We start from the raw sequence: 19084 nt of genomic DNA on the forward strand, positions 1-19084 counted from the left end.
GTGGACCGCGGGTACGGAGACTCAGCCATTCCCGTCGGTGGCCGGCACCGTGGCCGGATCGATCGGCGGCTCGGCGGGGACGCTGTCGGCCGCGGGCGGGGCGGCCTCGGCCGGCGTCACCGGCGCTTCCTCCACCGGCTTCTCCGGCATGAACAGCGGGCCCTTGGCACCGCAGGCGGACAGGACCGCCATCAGGGCGGCAGCGAGGACAAGACGGGCGTTCCGGTTCATGCCGCGAGTATAGCCACAGCGGGATGAATGCGATGGCCGTCTACGCCGCACGCGGCGGTTCGGGACGCCGCCACAACCAGGCGGCGACCGTGGCCATGCAGGCGATCGGCAGCGCCACCATCCACCAACGGTGCGAACCGGTCCACAGCATCAGCGCCAGCAGGATCACCGCACTGGCCAGCATCGTCCATGTGGCCGCCCACTTGGCGCGCCGCGAGACCGCGCGGTGCAGATGCCAGTCGTGGATCATCGGGCCGAAGCGCGGATGCGAGAGCAGATAATGGTGCAGCCGCTCGGAGCCGCGCGACGCGGCATAGGCGGCGATGAGGATGAAGACCGTGGTCGGCAACCCGGGAACGAACACGCCCACGATGCCCATGCCCAGGCTGGCGTAGGCCAGCAACCACCACGCCCAGCGGAAGCGCACGGGGCGCGCCTCGGGCAGGTCACGCGGCGGCGGGGGAGACGTGTCGTGCACGGCGACCTTGTACCGCAAATCCGTGGCGGACGGCGCAAAGACCCTCTGTGCCGACCGGATACCCGCGCCCCACCCTGCCATGGCACCTCATCCTCGCGCGACGACCTGCCGGGTTATCGGCGATGGCGGCACCTCCCTGAAGTGGCCTGCACCGGACGGCGACGGAAAAGCAAAGAGCCGGGTTTCCCCGGCTCTCCGATGCCCTGCCTGCCGCGCTTACTTCGACGCCACGCCCAGCTGATCCAGCATGAACGCGTACATTTCCGCACGCTCGCGGTACTGGCGGAAGCGGCCCGACTTGCCGCCGTGGCCGGCTTCCATGTTGGTGCGGAACACGACGGTGTTCTTGCTGGTGTTCAGATCGCGCAGGCGGGCGACGTACTTGGCCGGTTCCCAGTACTGCACCTGCGAATCCCACAGGCCGGTGCCGACGAACATGGCCGGATAGGCCTTGGCCTGCAGGTTGTCGTAGGGCGAGTACTTCAGGATGTAGTCGTAGTAGCCCTTCTCTTCCGGATTGCCCCACTCGTCGTATTCGTTCGTGGTCAGCGGAATGGTCGGGTCGAGCATGGTGGTGACCACGTCGACGAAGGGCACCAGGGTCAGGATGACCTTGTACTTCTCCGGCGCCAGGTTCGACACCGCGCCCATCAGCAGGCCGCCGGCGCTGCCACCCATCGCGGCGACGCGGTCCTTCGCCGCGTAGCCTTCCTTCACCAGGTAGTCGGTGACGTCGATGAAGTCGGTGAAGGTGTTGATCTTGTTGTAGAGCTTGCCGTCGTCGTACCACGCGCGGCCCATTTCCTGGCCACCGCGGATGTGCGCGAGCGCATACACCACGCCGCGGTCGAGCAGGCTGATGTTGGTGATGCTGAAGTTCGGGTCCATCGACGAGCCGTAGCTGCCGTAGGCGTACTGCAGCATCGGCGCCTTGCCGTCGCGCGCCACGTCCTTGCGGTACACCAGCGTCACCGGGATCTTCGTCTTGCCGTCGCGGGCCGGCGCCCACACGCGCTCGGTCACGTACTTCGACGCGTCGTAGCCCGGCACCGGCTGCTGCTTCAGCTGGCGACGCTCGCCGGTCTTCGTGTTGATCTCGTAGGTCGTGGCCGGCGTGGTCATCGACGTGTAGCTGTAGCGGATCCAGTCGGTGCCGGTTTCGGGATTGGCAGCGAGGCCCATCGAGTAAGCGGCTTCGTCGGCCTTGATGTAGTCGCTGCTGCCGTCGGCCTTGATCACGCGCAGGCTTTCCAGCGCGTTGGCCCGCTCGGACACCACGCTGAAGCCGGCGAACAGTTCGACGCCCTCGACGAAGACGTCGTCGCGGTGCGCGATCCAGTCCTTCCAGTCCTTGCGCGAGGTGGAACCGGTCGGCGCGGTGACGACCTTGAAGTTGGTGGCGCCATCGGCATTGGTGCGGATCACCCAGCGGCCACCCAGGTGGTCGGCCTGGTACTCGACGTCGCGCTCGCGCGGCGCCAGCACGGTGAACACGCCCGGATCGGCGGCCGGCGTGCAGCGCATCTCCGAGGACACCGTGCTCTCCACGCCGATGCAGATGAATTCATCGTCGCGGGTACGGCCGATGCCCATGTAGAAGCTGTCGTCTTCCTCTTCGTAGACGAGCTTGTCCTGGCTGGCCGGCGTGCCCAGCACATGCGACTTCACCCGCTTGCTGAGCAGGGTTTCCGGATCCTTGTCCACGTAGAACAAGGTGCGGCCGTCGTTGGACCAGACCAGGTTCGGCTCGGCGTTGGTCACCGTGTCCGGCAGCATCTCGCCGGTGTCCAGGTTCTTGAAGCGGATCGTGTACTGGCGGCGGCCGTTGGTGTCGTCGGCGTAGGCGAGCAGGCGGTTGTCCTGGCTGACCTCGTAGTCGCCGACGCTGTAGTAGTCTTTGCCCTCGCCCAGTGCGTTGACGTCCAGCAGCACCTGCTCACCGGCGAAGTCGCCGGCCTCGTTGGCCTTCTGGATCGAGACCGCATCCACGCCCGGGCCGTCCTTGCGGCGCGCGTGCACGGGGTAATCCTTGCCGGTCACGAAGCGGGCGTAGTACCACCAGCCGCGCTCGCGGTACGGCACGCTGGCGTCGTCCTGCTTGATGCGCGCGACCACCTCGTTGTAGAGCGTGTCCTCCAGCGGTTTCAGCGGCGCCATCACCGTATCGGTGTACTTATTCTCGGCTTCGAGGTAGGCGAGCATCTCCTTGTTCTCGCGCTTGTCGTCGCGCAGCCAGTAGTACTCGTCGCTGCGCTCGGCGCCGTGCGGCGCCTTCACGACATGCGGCTTCTTCGCCACGTCGGGCGGGGTGGTGCTGGCGGCAAGCGCGGAGGTGATCGGGGTGCTCATCAGGACAGTGGCGGCAAGCAGGAAGGACGTCGGCTTCATGGATGGGGTCCGGGAGTGCGGGATGCAATGGCAGCGGGGATCGGGTCCCTCCCCCGCTTGCGGGGGAGGGTTGGGGTGGGGGCGAGCGACTCCGTTTGACGTCGGCGCTGCCCCCATCCGCCCTTCGGGCACCTTCCCCCGCAGGCGGGGGAAGGGAGCAAACACTTACTTCGACAACTGCTGCCAGAGGAAGGTGTAGGCCAGCGCGCTCATGTGCGCGGCCTGGGCGTTGTTCGCCGCGCCACCGTGGCCGCCTTCGATATTCTCGTAGTAGCGCACGTCCTTGCCGGCGTCCAGCATCATCGCCGCCATCTTGCGGGCATGGCCGGGATGCACGCGGTCGTCGCGCGTCGAGGTCATGAACAGGGTCGGCGGATAGTCCTTCTTCGGGTCGAACAGGTGGTACGGCGAGAAGGTCTTGATGAACTCCCAGTCGGCCGTGTCGGGATTGCCGTATTCGGCCATCCACGAGGCGCCCGCCAGCAGGTGGCTGTAGCGCTTCATGTCCAGCAGCGGCACCTGCACGACGACCGCGCCGAACAGCTCCGGATACTGCGTCAGCATGTTGCCGGTCAGCAGGCCGCCATTGCTGCCACCCTGGATGCCCAGGTGCTTCGGCGAGGTGATCTTGCGCGCGATCAGGTCCTGTGCGACCGCCGCGAAATCCTCATACGCCTTGTGGCGGTTGGCCTTCAGCGCGGCCTGGTGCCAGCGCGGACCGTACTCGCCGCCACCGCGGATGTTGGCGACCGCGTACACGCCGCCCTTCTCCAGCCAGCCCTTGCCCACGCCGCCGGAATAGCCCGGCGTCATCGAGATCTCGAAGCCGCCGTAGCCGTACAGCAGGGTCGGCGTGCTGCCGTCGTACTTCAGGCCTTCCGGACGCACCAGGAAGTACGGGATCTTGGTGCCGTCCTTGGACGTGGCGAAGTGCTGCTCGATCTTCTTGCCGGAAGCGTCGAAGAACGCCGGCATCGACTTCAACTGTTCCGGTTGCTGACCCAGTTCGACCAGCGACAGCGTGGTCGGGGTCAGGTAGTCGGTGACGGTCATCCAGACCGCGTCGCTGCTGTCGGCATCGACCGCACTGATGCTGACGGTGCCGAAGCCTGGTGCACCGACGAAGTCGCTGCGCTTCCAGCCGGTCGCCGACGGCGTCAGCACGCTCAGCCGGTTCTTGACGTCGTCCAGCACGTTCAGCACGACATGGTTCCTGGTGACGGACATGCCGGCGAGCGAGGTGCTGGCCGTCGGCTCGAACAATACGTCGAACGTGCGCTTGCCGGCGATGAAGTCGTCGAACTTCTCCGCCAGCAGCGAGCCGGCAGCGTAGGTCTTGCCGCCGACGGTCCACGGCTCGCGCAGTTCCAGCGTCAGCCATTCGCGGAACACGCCCTTGTTGGCGGAGTTCGGCGCGTCGATCTTGGCCAGTGTGCCGTCGGCACGGCGCAGGTACAGCTCGTCGTTGTAGAAGGCCAGCGTGCGGCTGACGAAATCGCGCTGGAAGCCCGGCGTGTCGTCGTGGTACGCGGCGATGTACATGTCGTCGGACTTGCCTTCGTAGACGACCTTCGCGCTGTCCAGCGGCGTGCCACGCTTCCATTCCTTGACGATGCGCGGATAGCCGGAGCTGGTCATGCTGCCGGCGCCGAAGTCGGTGTAGACGTAGACGGTGTCGGCGTCCTTCCAGCCCAGGCCGCCCTTGGCCTCGGGGCGGTAGAAGCCGTCGGTCAGGAACTTCTTGTTGACCAGGTCGAACTCGCGGGTCTCGTCGGCATCGGCGCCGCCGCGCGACAGCGCGACCAGGCAGCGGGTGTAGTCGGGCTTGCGGCAGTCGGCGCCATGCCAAACCCAGTTCTTGCCCTCGGCCTTGTTCAGTGCGTCCAGGTCGAGCACGGTTTCCCACTGCGGCTGCGCCTTGCGGTACTCGGCCAGCGTGGTGCGGCGCCACAGGCCGCGTTCGTGCTGCTTGTCCTTCCAGAAGTTGTAGTAGTGGTCGCCGATCTTCTGCACGCCGGGAATCTTGGCGTCGGAATCGAGGATGGCGCGGATGTCCGCTTCCAGTTGCTTGAACGCCGGGGTCGAGGCGATTTCGGCCTCCGCCTTCGCGTTCACACCCTTGACCCAATCGAGCGGCTTCTGCCCTTCGACGTCTTCCAGCCAGGCGTACGGGTCGTTGGACACGTCAGCCTCCGCGGCGTTGACGGGGGCGGACAGCGCGCCCGCCATGGCAAGGCCGGCGGCCAGGCAGGCATGGGTGAGTCTGGGCATCGAGGGTGGCTCCGGAGGTGCAGTTCATGAACATGTCACGCTAGCACAAGGGCCGGAGGCCACCCCCTGCCGAAGGTCAGGCTGCCCGGGACGGGCCAACCGGGCCCAGACGCAGGCGCCGCGCCTGCGGTCCGCGGCGACGCACGACCTTGCGCACCAGGACGGCCCGGCCGGGCATCCTGAACCGGTGCAGCGCCCACCACGCCACCGCGGGCATGCCGACCAGCCAGAGCGGCAACCAGCCGAGTGCATCGGTATTGGCGCGCGCCAGCGGCACCAGCAGCACCAGCGCCAGGCCGGTCAGCACGACCCGGCGCAGCAGGCGGTCCAGTGCCGCGTCGGGGCGTTCGGAGGAAGACGTGGCGGAAGAAGCATGCGGGAGGAAGAACATGGCGGTGCACTCCTGTGAGTCGATGTCGGCGGTGCGTCACAGTCGCGCAGCCGCATCTCACGGGTTGCGACATCACCGGTTAACATCTCCCTCGCATCCTGATGACTAGCGTGTCCGTATGACGGGGAGAAAGGAGTTCCACATGCCCATGCCGTTGTGTCCCCGCGTGGCCCGCCTCGCCCTGCTGGCCTGCCTGCTGGCGCTGCTCGCCGGCTGCGGCCATCGCGGCGCCGTCCGGGAAGGCCCCGCCGCGCTCGACCTACCCCGCTTCATGGGCACTTGGCACGTGGTGGCGCATGTTCCCTACTTCGCCGAACGTGGCCATGTGGCGGCGCGCTACGAATACGCACTGCGCGACACCGACAAGGTGGGCGTGACCTATCACTACCGCGAGGGCTTCGACCAGCCCGAACAGGCGCGCGAAGCCCGCGCTTCGGTGAAGAGCGAGTCCGGCAACCGCGAATGGACCCTGTGGTTCGTCGGCGTGGTGCCGGCGAAGTGGCGCATCCGCGAGGTGGCGCCGGATTATTCGTGGGCGCTGGTCGACTACCCCGGCCGCGACATGGGCTGGATCATCGCCCGGGACCCCGTGATGGCCGATGCGCAGTACCAGGACCTAGTGAAGCGCGCCCGCGACCACGGCATCAACGCCCGCCAGCTGGTGCGCGTGCCGCAGGTGCGGGAACAGGTGGGCGCGCCGGGGTTCGGGGAGCCGAAGGCGCCGTGACGGGCAGACCGACGGAAACCGCGGCTGTGGGAGCGACGTAAGTCGCGAAAGCCTTTGGAGTGGGCTGAAGAGCTTCGCGACTTACGTCGCTCCCACACCCACGCCCACACCCATATCGGCACCTACGCCACCTGCGGCGTTACTTCTTCTCGTAGTTCGACAGCGCCAGCTCCAGCAGCGCTTTCGCCTGTTCGCGCAGCACGGCAGGCTCGATGATCTCGGCGTCGGCGCCGTAGTGCAGGATGTCCATCAGCAGCTCGCGCGAGACGCTGTAGGGAATCTTCAGTTCGTAGCGGCCATCGGACAGATGCCGGCCCTGCTGCTTGGAATGCCACTGTTCGTCGGCGACCCAGCGCGCGGCCTTGGCGCTGAACAGGATCGTCGCCCACCCCTTCGGTTCGCCCGAGAAGATGCCGTAGCTCGAGGCCAGATGCTGGTTCAGTTCCTCGTTGGGGAGGTCGCGCGCGGGTTCGTCGCCCATCCTCGCTTGCCCGATGCGGTCGACGGCGAAGCTGCGCAGCGCGTTGCGCTCGTGGTCCCACGCGTCCAGATACCAGTTGTCGCGGTAGTGGGTGATGCGCTGCGGCGACACCGTACGCCTGGTGCGTTCGTCGGTGGAGCGGGCGCGGTACTCGAACTGCAGCTGCTTGCGCTCCAGCACGGCGGAGGCGACGGTGCGGAAGCTGGCTTCGTCGAGCGTGCGGCCGCGATGCGGGATGACGCGCACGCGGTCGACCGGCCACTGGTCGACGCCCGCGTGGTCGGCCAGCAGGCCCTCGATGCGCTTCTGCAGCGGCGCCAGCGCACCGGACAGCACGCCGCCGCCGGTGCGCACCAGCAATTGTTGGGCGGCGAGCAGCGCGTACAGTTCCTCCGAACTCAGCCACAGGCCGGGCAGTTCGAAACGGTCGCTCTCGGCGGCGTGGTAACGGAAGCCTGCTTCGCCATCGCCCTCGATCGGGGCCATCAGCGCATCGCGCAGGTAGGCCAGGTCACGGTAGACCGTCGCGCGCGAGCAGCCCAGTTCTTCCTGCAGCCGCTTCACCGTCACTGGATAGCGGGCCGCCTTGAGGAGTCGGTGCAGGGCGGTGATGCGTTCGATCTTGTCCATGGGGCGGCACGGCAGGGGGCGTGCCCGGATTATCACCGACGGGTGGCCGTTTTCGTCGCCCTGCCGCCGTTGGAATAGGCACGGGGGACCTGCGCCGACGGCGACTTGGGCCCGTGCGGTGCCTGGTGCCAAGGCGTGTCCTCACCGTCGTGGCGCCCTCAACGCGCGGACCCAAGTCGCTGTTGTGGCGCGACGCTCCGGCAAGGAGCGTGCACCGCTCTGCCCGCACCGGCTCACCGACGCACGCCTGCTGTGGGCGCATACGCGTGAAGCCTTCTTGACCCTCAAGGCAACGGTCACCTGTCTGCGCGCAGCCGATGGGTGCAGCACGACGCCAGTGGCTCGCAAGGCGAGCGCCGTCGATCGTGACGACCATCGCGAATCGGACACATGCGCCTGCCAGAATGCATGTCGCAAACCTGAATCCGAACAAGCACTTGGGTTGTGGTGGCGTGGGTGTCTGCCTACCATGTAACCGGTTTCAGTCATTCACCTCCCCGAGAGTCGCCATGTCCGCCCGGATGTCCTTTTCCCTGCTCGCCCTCGCCCTGCTGGCTGGCGGCGCACTCCCGGCGCATGCCACCGAGGTGCTGCTGCCGCGCAACGACAAGGTCGACGCCCCGTCCTCCGGCAAGGGCTTCTCCAAGCAGGAAGGAATGGCGCTCCCGGTGGTCGCCATGGCGGTGCGCCCGATCCCGGAAACACCCCCGCCGCCTGCGCCTCCCGCGCCGACCCTGACTGGCGGCGGCGAGCTCGGGTTTGCCGCCGCCAGCGGCAACAGCAACAACGAAAGTTTCAATGGGCGGCTGGACCTGACCTACCAGGACGGCGGCGCGTGGCGTCACAGCGCCAGCCTGTTCGGGCTGCATTCCCGCTCCGAATACAACCGGCAACTGGACGACGGCAGCGTGGTTCGCGACCGGCGCACCACCGCCAACCGCTACACCGTGACGGCCAACAGCGCCTACCTGATGGACGACCGCGGCACGCTCAACACGTCCGTACGCCATGAACAGGACGACTTCGGTACCTACAGCCGCCAGCAGTCGGTGAGCTTGAGCTACGGCAACCGGGTGATCGAGAACGAACGCGCGCACCTCGACCTGCAGGTAGGCCCGGGCTTCCGCCGCGCGTACGACACGCTGGATGACCGCAACGAGGCCAGCTTCATCGGTCGCGGCCTGATCGACCTGCGCTATGCACTGAGCGAGAACACCGAGATCGTCAACAAGCTGCTGGTGGAATCGGGCGAGTACAACACGTTCGCGCAGAACGACCTGGGCGTGTCGGTGACGATGAACTCGCACCTGGCGCTGAAGGCCGGCTGGCAGGCGCGCCACAACAGCGATGTCGCGCCCGACATCAAGAAGACCGATACCCTGACCACGATGAACGTGGTCTACCGCTTCAAGTAAGCGCTGTCCCGTCAGGCGAGGAACGCGCCCGCGCCCTGCTCAAGCAGCTGCGCGGCGACCCGGCGCCCCAGTGCGTCGGGATCGGTGGCCGGTCCACGCCCTTCCGTGCGCAGCACCTGACCATCCGCCACCGAGCCCACCAGGCCCGACAGCACGAGGTCGTCGCCATCGCGCTGCGCGAACGCGGCCACCGGCACATGGCAGCTGCCGTGCAGGGCACGGTTCATCGCCCGCTCCGCCTCCACGCAGACGCGCGTGGCGGCATCGTCCAGCGCGGCGAACAGGGCCTGCACGGCGGGATCCTCGGCGCGGCACTCGACCGCCACCGCACCCTGCGCCGGCGCCGGCAACCAGTCCGGCGCGTCGAGCCGCGCGCGGATGCGCGAGGCGAAGCCGAGCCGGTCCAGGCCCGCGCAGGCCAGCACGATGGCGTCGTACTCACCTGCATCCAGTTTGGCCAGGCGCGTGTTGACGTTGCCGCGCAGGTCGCGCAGTTCCAGATCGGGACGCACCGCGCGCAACTGCGCCTGCCGACGCAGCGACGAGGTGCCCACGCGCGCGCCCTGCGGCAGTGACAGCAGGCCTTCGTGGTGGTTGGAGACGAAGGCATCCGCATGGTCGGCGCGGGTGAGGATGGCCGGCAACACGAACGGCCCCTCCAGTTCCATCGGCACATCCTTCAGCGAATGCACGGCGCAATCCGCATCGCCACGCAGCATCGCCAGTTCCAGTTCCTTCAGGAACAGGCCCTTGCCGCCGATCGCGGCGAGCGAGCGGTCGAGCACTTCGTCACCGCGCGTGCTCATCGGCACCAGCTCGACGGCCAGACCGGGATGCGCGGCGCGCAGGCGGTCGGCGACATGTTCGCTCTGCCAGAGGGCGAGCGGGCTCTTGCGGGTGGCGATGCGCAGCGTGGTCATGCGGGCATTATCCCGCATGGCGCGTCCGCCACGGAAACTCAGAGCGCCTTGACCGTCTCGCGCAGGCCGGCCACACAGCGCCGGCTGACCTCCAGCGGCGCCTTGCCGTGGCGCAGGATCGCCTGCACGTGGCCATCGCCGACACGCTTGATCTCGACCAGTTCGTGCCGCGCGACCAGGCAGTTGCGGTGGATGCGCACGAAGCGGCCGCCGAACTCCTCTTCCAGCGACTTCAGCGACTCTTCGATCAGGTCCTCGCCGCGCGCGTGGTGCACCACCACGTATTTCTCCTCGGCCTGCAGGTAGTGGACTTCATCCACCGGGATCAGGCGCAGGCTGCCGCGCAGGCGTGCGCAGAGATGGGTGCGCGGCTGGCTGTTCGATGCCGCCGGCGGATGGTTCTCCCGCCCGGCGATGAAGGTGCGGGCGCGCTCCAGCGCCGCCGCGAGCCGTTCTGGACGGATCGGCTTCATCAGGTAGTCGATGGCGGCGGCCTCGAACGCGGAGAGCGCGTGTTCGTCGTACGCGGTGCAGAACACCACGGCCGGACGTGGATCGAAGGCGGCCAGGTGGCGGGCGGCTTCGAGTCCGTCCACGCCGGGCATGGCGATGTCGAGCAGGACCATGTCCGGCCGATGCTCCGAGCAGGCCTGCAGGGCGTCGAGGCCGTTCTCGGCTTCGGCGACCACCTCGATGCCGGCATGTTCGGCAAGCAGGGCGCGCAGGCGCTCGCGTGCAAGGGATTCGTCGTCGGCGATGACCACTTTCACGGCAAAGGCGTCCTCGGTGAACGTTGGCGTGATCCCCCGCGGCCTAGGGTACTCATGGCGACGTCAGGCGTCATCCACGGGGGCACGTGGGGATTACAACGCAAATCGCCGTGCCATCCAGTCACCCAGGTCACGGATTTCCTCCGCGCAGACCTGGTGCGCCATCGGATAGCGCTGCCACTGCACGTCGAAACCGAGCTCGCCCAGCACGCGGGCACTCTGTTCTGCGTGCACCAGCGGGATCACCGGATCGCCGCTGCCATGCGCCATGAAGACCGGTTGCGCGGTGGCCGCCGGCTGCAGGTGGCCGGCGGCCTGTCCGGCGCCGGGCAGGTAGGTCGACAACGCGATCAGCCCCGCCAGCGGCACCTGCCGGCGCAGGCCGGCGGCCAGGGTGATGGCACCGCCCTGCGAGAAGCCGGCCAGCAGCAGGCGCTCCGGCGCGATGCCGCGCGCCTGCTCGCGTTCGATCAGTGCTTCCACCTGGACGATGGATTCCTCGATGCCGGCACTGTCCGCGCGGGTGGGGAAATCCATGCCGACGATGTCGTACCAGGCGCGCATGCGCACGCCGTTGTTGATGGTCACCGCACGCACCGGCGCATGCGGGAACACGAAGCGCAATGCCGGCCAGCCCGGCCGCACCAGTTCGGGCACCAGCGGCGCGAAATCATGGCCGTCGGCGCCCAGCCCGTGCAGCCACAGCACGGACCACTGCGGCGCCGGGCCGGTTTCCTGTTCGACGGTATCGAGTACGGCGGAAGCGTGGGAAGTCGTCATGCCGCCATTCTGGCCGCAGACGCGCGCCGACACCACTCAGCCGCCGCGGGCCTCACCGGCCGGCAGGCGGAACCGCACGGTGCGGCTGGAGGCGTGTGCCTGGCCGGTCGCCTCGAAGCGCCAGCGTTGCGCCACCGCGAGTGCCGAGGCATCGAACATGCCGTCCGCCGTCGACGACAGCAGGCGGACATCGCGCACGCTGCCATCGGGCTGGATGGTGAAGGCCACTTCCGCCTGTCCTTCGATGCGCGCACGCAGTGCCGGCAGGGGATAGCGTGGCTGCGCATCCTGCAGCAACCGCGGCGTCGTCGTGCCCTGCGCGATGCGCGCTGCCGGCTGGGGCGTGCTGACCGGTCGGGGCGGTTCCTGCGCCGCGGTCGGCACGACCGGCGTAGACACGGGATCGGCTTGCGGCGCAGCCGTCGCGGTCATGGGCACGACGGCGGGTGGTGGCAACGCGGGCGTCGAAGCCACGGGTGCGGATGCCAGCGGTTGCACGGCCTCCTGAGCGACCGCCAGCTCCCGTGCCGCCTGTTCGCGCACGAGGGCGGCCACCGCGGTCCGCAACCGCGGCAGGGCCGGCGCACGGGCATCGATGCGCTCGATCAGTCCCTGCAGCCGCAGCGCCTCCGGCGCGTCACCGCGCGCGATCGCCTGCTCGGCGGCAATCAGCACGTACGGCTGCAGTTCGGCCAGTGCGGCCTGCGCGCGCGCCTGCTCCGGGGCCTGTGTGCGCGCGGCGAGATAATGTTCCACCGCATTGTCGCCCACGGGCGACAGCATCCGGCCGGCGGACAGTGCACGCGTCGCCCGCTCGTACGGCGTCGCGGGTTCGTCCCCGGTTGCGACGTCGATCGCCACCGCTTCTTCCCGGCTCGCCGCGGGTGCAGCCGCATCGCCGCACGCCGTCATCCCCAGAGCGATTCCCACGCCCATCCACATCCACATCGTTTTCATGGCCACCCCTGTCCTGCGGTCGGCAAATCTAGGCGGCGTAGATGACGGGGATGCGTCAGCGGCATGGACGCCAACGGGGGCACCTGCGGGAGCCGGGGAGTCGGCCACGTCCCCCCCTCCCGGCTGCACCACCGTGGCGCATCTGGTCCACCGGTGCCATTGGAAGCGTTTGCAGGCGCGCCGGCGGCCCGCGCGCCTCGAAAACTCGGGTACAGTGAGATGATTCGGGGCCGATACCACTGCGTACCGTCCCCTTCGGGGCGGCTCAGCAGGGAATGCCGTAGCGGACCCTGTCCATCATGCGGCAACCGTTCTTTTGGGGAAGAACCGACCGTGAGGCCCACCGCCATCACCATGCCCTCGCACATCGTCGATGGCGATCCGGACGTGTCCTGGGTCATCGACCACAGCGACAACGCCATCGTCGTCTGCGACGATTCCGCGCGCATCACCTGGACCAACCAGGGCTTCACGCGGATGCTGGGCTACACGCGGGAAGACGCGGTGGGACGCCGGCCCAGCGATTTCCTGGCCGGCCCGCATACCGATCCGGAAACGGTCGAATGGGTGCGCGGACAGCTGCACACGCAGCAGGGCTACCGCACCGAACTGCTGGTCTACGCCAAGAACGGCGTGCCGCTGTGGATCTCCGCCGTGGTGAACCCGGTCTTCGATCCCGAGCGCAACATCCGCTACCTGCTCGGCGTCTACACCGACATCACCCACAGCAAGCTGCACGAAGAAATGCACCGCAAGGTGCTGGGCGCCATCGTCCGCGAACAGCCGCTGCGGGACGTGCTGACGCTGATCTGCCGCGAGGTGGAGAAGGTCATGCCCGAAGCCGTCGCGTCGGTGATCGGCGTCGACGAATATGGCCGCCTGCGCCCGCTGGCTGCGCCCAGCCTGCCGGACGCCATCGCCTCGGTGATCGACGGCGAACTCGCCGGTCCGATGGTCGGCGCCTGCGGCTCGGCCGCATGGAGCGGGCAACCGGTGGAATGCCGCGACATCGAGCGCGACCCGCGCTGGCAGGCCTACAACGCGCCGTTCCTGGCGCTGGGCATCCGCGCGTGCTGGTCCAGCCCGATCAAGGACAACGACGGCCGCGTGCTGGGCACGTTCGCGCTGTACTACTGGGAAAACCGCGCGCCGGACGATTTCCACCAGCGCGTGGTCGATGTCTGCCTGCACCTGTGCGCGCTGGCGATGGAGCGCGAGCGCGCCCACGCCCGCATGCACCAGCTGTCGTTCTACGACACGCTGACCGGCCTGCCTAACCGCGCGCTGTTCAACAGCAAGGTGGAACAGATGCTGCTGGGCGCCGCCCGGCGCGACGCCCACGTGGCGCTGCTCTTCGTCGACATCGACCGCTTCAAGATCGTCAACGACACCCAGGGCCACACCGCCGGCGACATGCTGCTGCGCGAACTCGCCAAGCGGCTCGGCAGCGAACTGCGCGAGGGCGACGTGGTAGCGCGGCTGGCGGGCGACGAGTTCGTGCTGGCGGTGCCCGACCGCACCGCGGAGGAAGCCGCCAACCTCGCCGATCGCCTGATGGCGCGCCTGTCCGAGCCGGTCAGCGCCGGCCGCATGATGCTCACCCCGCAGGCCAGCGTGGGCGTGGCGATGTTCCCCTCCGACGGCTGGGACGTCGACTCGCTGGTGCGGCATGCCGACATCGCCATGTACCGCGCCAAGTCCGAAGGCGGCGGGCGCATCGTGTTCTACAGCCTGGAAATGAACCAGGCGATGCAGGAGCGCCTGGCGCTGGAGAACGCCCTGCGCGAAGCGATCCGCAGCGGCCAGCTGCGCCTGCACTACCAGCCGCAGGTCGCGCTGGACGACGACGCCACGCTGCACGGCGTCGAAGCGCTGCTGCGCTGGCGGCACCCGGAGATCGGCGAGATCTCGCCCTCGACCTTCGTGCCGATGGCCGAGGAATGCGGCCTGATCGACGAACTGGGCCGCTGGACGCTGGAGGAAGCCTGCACGCAGATGGCCGACTGGCGCCGTCGCGGCGTGCCGGTGCCGCGCGTCTCGGTCAACCTGTCGGCGATCAACTTCGAACAGCAGGACCTGCCCACCTTCATCGGCAACGTGCTGGGCAAGTGCGGGCTGTCGCCCGACCACCTGATGGTCGAGGTGACCGAAAGCGTGATGCTGGCGCAGAAGCCTGAAGTGCTGGCGAATATCGATGCGATCCACCGGATGGGCGTCAGCCTGTCGATCGACGATTTCGGCACCGGCTACTCCAGCCTGAGCCATCTGCACCGCCTGCCGATCAGCGAACTGAAGCTGGACATGAGCTTCGTCCGCGACCTGGAGCACAGCGAGTCCGCGCGCGCACTGACCACCTCGATCCTGCGCATCGGCGAGAGCCTGTCCCTGAAAGTGGTGGCGGAGGGCGTGGAGAACGCCGCCCAGCGCGCCGTGCTGGCTTCGCTCAACTGCGACCTGCTGCAGGGCTACTACGTCTCCCGTCCGCTCTCGCCGCACTCGCTGGAGCGCTGGGTCAGCCTGCAACCGCCGGCCGAGTGAGGGCCGGGCTTCCTGCATCGTCCAGCAGGAAGTCGAGCGCTTCGCCGCACGGGGCCGCCAGCCGGAACTGCAGCAGATCATCGGCGCGCGTGCGACCCAGGCCTACCGCCGCCACCGGCAGCCCCAGGCGGACAGCCGCGTGCACAAAGCGCAGCCCCGAATAGACCATCAGCGACGAACCGACGACCAGCATGGCGTCGGCGTGCCCGAGGTGCGTCATCGCGGTCTCGACACGCAGCCGCGGCACGTTCTCGCCGAAGAACACCACGTCCGGCTTGAGCAGTCCGCCGCAGGCCTCGCAGGCGGGCACCTCGAACGTGCCGAAGTCCCGGCCCTCCAGATCGGCGTCGCCGTCCGGCGCCGTACCCGCGTCCAGCGACAGCCACGCCGGATTGGCCTGCGCCAGCCGCTGTTGCAGCTGCGCACGGCCTGATACCGCAGCGCAGCCCAGGCAGACGACCCCGCCGAGCCGCCCGTGCAGGTCGATCACCGACACGCTGCCGGCGGCCTGGTGCAGGCCGTCCACGTTCTGGGTCAGCAGCACTTCGCAACCGCCCTTGGCTTCCAGCGCCGCCAGGGCGACATGCGCCGCATTCGGCCGCGCCGCGGCGACGCGCGGCCATCCGAGCAGGCTGCGCGCCCAGTAGCGCTGGCGTGTGGCGCGATCGCCGACGAAGGCCTGGTAGGTCACCGGCGGCGTGCGCTTCCAGGCGCCCTGCTCGTCCCGGTAGTCGGGGATGCCGGACGCGGTACTGCAGCCGGCGCCGGTCAGCACGAACAGGCGCCGGTGCGCCGAAACGAAGTCTTCCAGTCGCGTGTCGATCATGCCGGCAGCATAGGCCATGCCGCGCCGGCGTGGCTCAGGGCTTCGGCGCGGGACAGTAGCTGCGCAGGTAGTCCATGTGGGCCGGCATCTGCCTGGCCGTGTCCAGGACATTGCGGCGGATGTCGTCGAGGAAACGTTGCAGGTCCGCCGGCGACATCACGTCCGCAGTCGGGTGGTAGCGCTTCGGCACGATGCCCTGGCCCATCATCACCTGGATCCAGGAATTCTCGCCGAACAGTTCGCCGGGAACATGGAACACGGTGCCGGTCTCGCGGAACAGGTCGATGCGATGCCGCAGCGTGGACGGGATTTCCATCTCGGCGATCTCGCGCCAGTACGGCGAGTCGCGCCGGTCGCTGACCTTGTAGTGCATGATCACGAAGTCGCGGACATGCTGCAGCTCTTCGTCCAGACGCGCGTTGTACTCGTCGATCGCCGGCTGGGTGATGGTGTGCGGAAACGTCTGCAGCAGGCGCACGATGCCGCGCTGGATCAGGTGGATGGTGGTCGATTCCAGCGGCTCGATGAAACTGCCGGCCAGGCCGAGCGCCACGCAGTTCTTCGCCCAGCACTGCTGGCGCTGGCCGGGCTGGAAGCGGATCGGCCACGGCTGCTTGATCACCTCGCCCTCGACGCTCGACAGGAACTGCTCGCGCGCCTCGTCGTCGCTGATGTGCCGGCTGGAATACACGATGCCGTTGCCGACCCGGTGTTGCAGCGGGATGCGCCACTGCCAGCCGGCCGTGCCCGCGATGGCGCGCGTATACGGCACGGCATCGCGCACGGCGGTGGTCTGCGTGGCCAGCGCGCTGTCGTTGAACAGCCACTGCGACCAGTCGGTGTAGCCCACGCCCAGCGCCTTGCCGATCAGCAGGGCACGGAAGCCGGTGCAGTCGATGAACAGGTCGCCTTCGATCACCTCGCCACGCTCGAGCTTGATCGAGGAGATGCACCCCTCGGCGTCGGTGGCCACGTCGACGATCTTCCCCTCCACGCGCTTGCAGCCGTGGCGCGCGCTGAAGTCGCGCAGGAACCGCGCGTAGAGCGCGGCATCCATGTGGTAAGCGTAATTGACGTGGTAGCGCGGCAGGTGCGAGAAGCGGTCCTGCAGCGCCGCCTGCAGTTCGATGCAGTAGTCGCTGTACTCGCTGGCCAGGCCTTCGGCGCGTCCACGCAGCCAGAAATGCTGGAAGCCCGCCGACCAGTGGTCCTTGCCGCTGATGCCGAACGAGTGGATATAGCGATGGTCGACGTCCTTCCAGTTCTCGAAGGAGATGCCGAGCTTCACCGTGCCCTGCACGGCGGACATGAAGTCCTGTTCCTTGATATCGAGCAGGCGGTGGAAGACCACCAGGGTCGGAATCGTCGCTTCGCCCACGCCGACGGTGCCGATCTCTTCGGACTCCACCAGGGTGATGTCGAGCACCTTGCCCAGGGTCTTCGACAGTGCGGCGGCGGCCATCCAGCCCGCGGTGCCGCCACCGGCGATGACCACGCGCTTGACGGGACGGGGGGTGGCGACGGGTTCTGGCGTTTGCATGCGGTGGGCTCTATCGGTTCAGGCGCTGCACGAGCAGCGCACGCAGGTGGCGGACACGGTCTTCGTCGAGCGACGCCAGCACGCGCCGCGCGGATTCCGGAATATGGCCGGCGTCGACGGCCTCGTCGTAGCCGAACACGTAATGGTCGAACACGTCCTTCCAGATGGCGCGCTCGTGCGGCGGAAGGTCGCGCAGGCTGGTGATCGCCAACATCAGCGCATTCATCGGCGTGTCCATCCACGCGGGCGAACGACGCCACCAGTAGTTCACCAGCACATTGAAGGGTTCCAGGCCCTCCATGTGATGCCACCACATGGAAGGAATGAACACGGCATCGCCGGGCGCGAGCACCGCAGTGCGTGCATGACGCATCGCTTCGGCAAAGCGGGGAAAGCGCTGCAGATCCGGCGCGGCGAAATCGACCAGGCTCACCGCCTGTCCCGCCGGCGTGTGATCGAGCGGACCGATGTAGAGGTTTTCCAACTGATCCGGCGGGAACAGCGTCACCCGTCGCCGACCCACCACCACGCAGGCCAGGTTGTCCGGCACGTCCTGGTGTGCCGCGATACGGCTGCGGTTGCCGATCCAGATGCTGGCCAACGGATCGCGCGCCCCCAGATCCATCGGATTCTCTGCGCGGAATCCTGGCAGGAAAGTATCCAGCGTGGTCGAGGCGATGTAGATCGAAGGCGGCGCGGACGTATCGAGATACTTGCGCAGGGTATCCAGCGCGACCGTCAGCGGCACCTCTTCGCGCCGGAAATTGAAACCGCTCAGGTCGTCGTTGTAGAAGACACGCCCGCCGGCCTCCGGTGGTGCCACCGTGGCGACGACGGGCATGCTGCCGTGGTCGAACCGCTTGAGATACGCGATCGCATCGTGCGCGGATGCGTGCGCCGCGCGCACGGCGGGCCATGCCGATGCCAGGCCGCGCAGCACCACGGGACGGCTCCCCGACAGCAACGATTCCGGTACGGCGGCGGGGTCGTACCCGCTCACCTCTTCGATGGCATCAGGCTGCGGCAGCACGACGTCGATTGGTCCGTTCGATCAGGTCGCGGAAGCGCGACATCGAGGCCAGCACCATGTAGATGGGCAACAGGTAGCCCTCGTGCGCCAGCCGTTCCAGCGCCGCGCCCGGCAATGCCTGCAGGCGCGCTTCGTCGATCGTGTGGAAGCCGGCCAGGCGATTATGCGAGCCGTCGTCCAGCTTCACGTCCAGTACGAACGACTCCAGCAGTCCGTGCTGCAACAACGCGTCGATGAAGGCGGGTGTGGCCATCACACCGTCATGCAGGGCCAGCAGCACGGACTTGACGCGCTCGAGGTATTCGGTGGCGACGCCATGGTCGTGGAAGAGCGTCTCACCGCCGTCCGTGGTGACGCGCGGATGCTCCAGGTCGACGTGCAGCAGGCGCTCCTCGCCCGAAACGCCGACGAGAAACGGCTGCCGCCGGATCGACAGCGGCACGTAGGTCGCATCCCAACGCGCGCCGTCGAGGAAGAGGTTGTCGCCATCCTCCAGTCCGAACAGCGCAAGCGGTACGAAGCGGCCCTCGCCATCGCGGGCGAACACGATCGGATAGTGCGCCTGCACGTCACGGAACTCGGCGGGGAACGTCAGCGCACGCATGACCGCATCGCCGAGTGCCGCGCCGTGTCCGGCGTGCACGCGCAGCGTGCGATGTTCGACGTTGTTCAACAGCACATGCTGGCTCATCGGCTCTCGCAGGCTATCTG

At 68.0% G+C, this 19084-nt stretch carries 17 protein-coding genes; 3 read left to right on the forward strand and 14 right to left on the reverse strand.

Features of this window, described 5'->3' with window-relative positions; all coding sequences use genetic code 11:
• Nucleotides 1–21: 21 nt before the first annotated feature.
• The 5 genes from ASD77_RS03570 to ASD77_RS03590 all read right to left on the reverse strand — a co-directional run bounded on the left by ASD77_RS03570 (nucleotide 22) and on the right by ASD77_RS03590 (nucleotide 5759).
• Nucleotides 22–231 (reverse strand): lipoprotein, encoded by a 210-nt coding sequence (locus ASD77_RS03570; protein ID WP_055937399.1) that lies wholly within the window; start codon nucleotides 229–231, stop codon nucleotides 22–24.
• Between the two features lie 40 nt (nucleotides 232–271).
• The gene (locus ASD77_RS03575) at nucleotides 272–709 is read right to left on the reverse strand and encodes a YbaN family protein (RefSeq protein WP_268793359.1); all 438 of its coding nucleotides are present in this window, start codon (nucleotides 707–709) and stop codon (nucleotides 272–274) included.
• A 216-nt stretch (nucleotides 710–925) separates the two neighbouring features.
• Nucleotides 926–3097 carry a S9 family peptidase gene (locus ASD77_RS03580; RefSeq protein WP_055937402.1) on the reverse strand — a complete coding sequence of 724 codons (2172 nt, stop codon included), beginning with the start codon at nucleotides 3095–3097 and terminating at the stop codon, nucleotides 926–928.
• 165 nt (nucleotides 3098–3262) lie between these two features.
• A complete protein-coding gene (locus ASD77_RS03585) occupies nucleotides 3263–5368 on the reverse strand; it encodes a prolyl oligopeptidase family serine peptidase (RefSeq protein ID WP_055937404.1) in 2106 nt (701 codons plus the stop codon).
• 76 nt (nucleotides 5369–5444) lie between these two features.
• Nucleotides 5445–5759, reverse strand: coding sequence for a hypothetical protein (locus ASD77_RS03590; RefSeq protein ID WP_055937407.1), 315 nt, complete (start codon nucleotides 5757–5759; stop codon nucleotides 5445–5447).
• Between the two features lie 148 nt (nucleotides 5760–5907).
• Here ASD77_RS03590 and ASD77_RS03595 point away from each other — a divergent pair, with 148 nt between their 5' ends.
• A complete protein-coding gene (locus ASD77_RS03595; RefSeq protein ID WP_235578465.1) occupies nucleotides 5908–6486 on the forward strand; it encodes a lipocalin family protein in 579 nt (192 codons plus the stop codon).
• 139 nt (nucleotides 6487–6625) lie between these two features.
• Here ASD77_RS03595 and ASD77_RS03600 read toward each other — a convergent pair whose 3' ends face one another.
• Nucleotides 6626–7597, reverse strand: coding sequence for a YafY family protein (locus tag ASD77_RS03600; RefSeq protein ID WP_055937415.1), 972 nt, complete (start codon nucleotides 7595–7597; stop codon nucleotides 6626–6628).
• A gap of 509 nt (nucleotides 7598–8106) precedes the next feature.
• On the opposite strand from ASD77_RS03600, the gene ASD77_RS03605 reads away from it, so the two are divergent.
• Nucleotides 8107–9012, forward strand: coding sequence for a DUF481 domain-containing protein (locus ASD77_RS03605; protein ID WP_235578466.1), 906 nt, complete (start codon nucleotides 8107–8109; stop codon nucleotides 9010–9012).
• A gap of 11 nt (nucleotides 9013–9023) precedes the next feature.
• On the opposite strand, the gene hemC is transcribed toward ASD77_RS03605, so the two are convergent.
• The 4 genes from hemC to ASD77_RS03625 all read right to left on the reverse strand — a co-directional run bounded on the left by hemC (nucleotide 9024) and on the right by ASD77_RS03625 (nucleotide 12439).
• A complete protein-coding gene (gene hemC / locus ASD77_RS03610) occupies nucleotides 9024–9932 on the reverse strand; it encodes a hydroxymethylbilane synthase (RefSeq protein WP_055937418.1) in 909 nt (302 codons plus the stop codon).
• A 38-nt stretch (nucleotides 9933–9970) separates the two neighbouring features.
• Nucleotides 9971–10702: a LytTR family DNA-binding domain-containing protein gene (locus tag ASD77_RS03615; protein ID WP_055937421.1), complete on the reverse strand. Its 732-nt coding sequence runs from the start codon at nucleotides 10700–10702 to the stop codon at nucleotides 9971–9973.
• Nucleotides 10703–10795: 93 nt separating this feature from the next.
• On the reverse strand, nucleotides 10796–11482 hold the full coding sequence (locus ASD77_RS03620; RefSeq protein WP_055941000.1) for an alpha/beta hydrolase: 687 nt from the start codon (nucleotides 11480–11482) through the stop codon (nucleotides 10796–10798).
• 36 nt (nucleotides 11483–11518) lie between these two features.
• On the reverse strand, nucleotides 11519–12439 hold the full coding sequence (locus ASD77_RS03625) for an energy transducer TonB (protein WP_082563105.1): 921 nt from the start codon (nucleotides 12437–12439) through the stop codon (nucleotides 11519–11521).
• Between the two features lie 333 nt (nucleotides 12440–12772).
• On the opposite strand from ASD77_RS03625, the gene ASD77_RS03630 reads away from it, so the two are divergent.
• On the forward strand, nucleotides 12773–14977 hold the full coding sequence (locus ASD77_RS03630) for an EAL domain-containing protein (protein WP_235578467.1): 2205 nt from the start codon (nucleotides 12773–12775) through the stop codon (nucleotides 14975–14977).
• Here the strand turns inward: ASD77_RS03630 and ASD77_RS03635 are convergent.
• The 4 genes from ASD77_RS03635 to ASD77_RS03650 are packed head-to-tail and all read right to left on the reverse strand — an operon-like array spanning nucleotide 14952 to nucleotide 19064.
• Nucleotides 14952–15803, reverse strand: coding sequence for an NAD-dependent protein deacetylase (locus tag ASD77_RS03635; RefSeq protein WP_082563220.1), 852 nt, complete (start codon nucleotides 15801–15803; stop codon nucleotides 14952–14954). The two genes, ASD77_RS03630 and ASD77_RS03635, sit on opposite strands and share 26 nt — an antisense overlap.
• 34 nt (nucleotides 15804–15837) lie before the next feature.
• Nucleotides 15838–17343, reverse strand: coding sequence for a tryptophan halogenase family protein (locus ASD77_RS03640; RefSeq protein WP_055937433.1), 1506 nt, complete (start codon nucleotides 17341–17343; stop codon nucleotides 15838–15840).
• Between the two features lie 10 nt (nucleotides 17344–17353).
• Nucleotides 17354–18370 (reverse strand): cupin-like domain-containing protein, encoded by a 1017-nt coding sequence (locus ASD77_RS03645; protein ID WP_055941003.1) that lies wholly within the window; start codon nucleotides 18368–18370, stop codon nucleotides 17354–17356.
• Nucleotides 18357–19064, reverse strand: a complete 708-nt coding sequence (locus ASD77_RS03650) for a SapC family protein (protein ID WP_055937437.1) — start codon at nucleotides 19062–19064, stop codon at nucleotides 18357–18359. The genes ASD77_RS03645 and ASD77_RS03650 overlap by 14 nt, the downstream gene beginning before the upstream one ends.
• Nucleotides 19065–19084: the final 20 nt, after the last annotated feature.

Source organism: Pseudoxanthomonas sp. Root65 (genome assembly GCF_001427635.1).
In the GTDB taxonomy this organism is placed as follows: domain Bacteria; phylum Pseudomonadota; class Gammaproteobacteria; order Xanthomonadales; family Xanthomonadaceae; genus Pseudoxanthomonas_A.

Bases quoted from the DNA above. Each gene is read 5' to 3' on its own strand.
- ASD77_RS03570 (WP_055937399.1), bottom strand. From the start codon at position 231: ATGAACCGGAACGCCCGTCTTGTCCTCGCTGCCGCCCTGATGGCGGTC.
- ASD77_RS03580 (WP_055937402.1), bottom strand. From the start codon at position 3,097: ATGAAGCCGACGTCCTTCCTGCTTGCCGCCACTGTCCTGATGAGCACC.
- ASD77_RS03585 (WP_055937404.1), bottom strand. From the start codon at position 5,368: ATGCCCAGACTCACCCATGCCTGCCTGGCCGCCGGCCTTGCCATGGCG.
- ASD77_RS03590 (WP_055937407.1), bottom strand. From the start codon at position 5,759: ATGTTCTTCCTCCCGCATGCTTCTTCCGCCACGTCTTCCTCCGAACGC.
- ASD77_RS03595 (WP_235578465.1), top strand. From the start codon at position 5,908: ATGCCGTTGTGTCCCCGCGTGGCCCGCCTCGCCCTGCTGGCCTGCCTG.
- ASD77_RS03600 (WP_055937415.1), bottom strand. From the start codon at position 7,597: ATGGACAAGATCGAACGCATCACCGCCCTGCACCGACTCCTCAAGGCG.
- ASD77_RS03605 (WP_235578466.1), top strand. From the start codon at position 8,107: ATGTCCGCCCGGATGTCCTTTTCCCTGCTCGCCCTCGCCCTGCTGGCT.
- hemC (WP_055937418.1), bottom strand. From the start codon at position 9,932: ATGACCACGCTGCGCATCGCCACCCGCAAGAGCCCGCTCGCCCTCTGG.
- ASD77_RS03620 (WP_055941000.1), bottom strand. From the start codon at position 11,482: ATGACGACTTCCCACGCTTCCGCCGTACTCGATACCGTCGAACAGGAA.
- ASD77_RS03625 (WP_082563105.1), bottom strand. From the start codon at position 12,439: ATGAAAACGATGTGGATGTGGATGGGCGTGGGAATCGCTCTGGGGATG.
- ASD77_RS03635 (WP_082563220.1), bottom strand. From the start codon at position 15,803: ATGATCGACACGCGACTGGAAGACTTCGTTTCGGCGCACCGGCGCCTG.
- ASD77_RS03640 (WP_055937433.1), bottom strand. From the start codon at position 17,343: ATGCAAACGCCAGAACCCGTCGCCACCCCCCGTCCCGTCAAGCGCGTG.
- ASD77_RS03650 (WP_055937437.1), bottom strand. From the start codon at position 19,064: ATGAGCCAGCATGTGCTGTTGAACAACGTCGAACATCGCACGCTGCGC.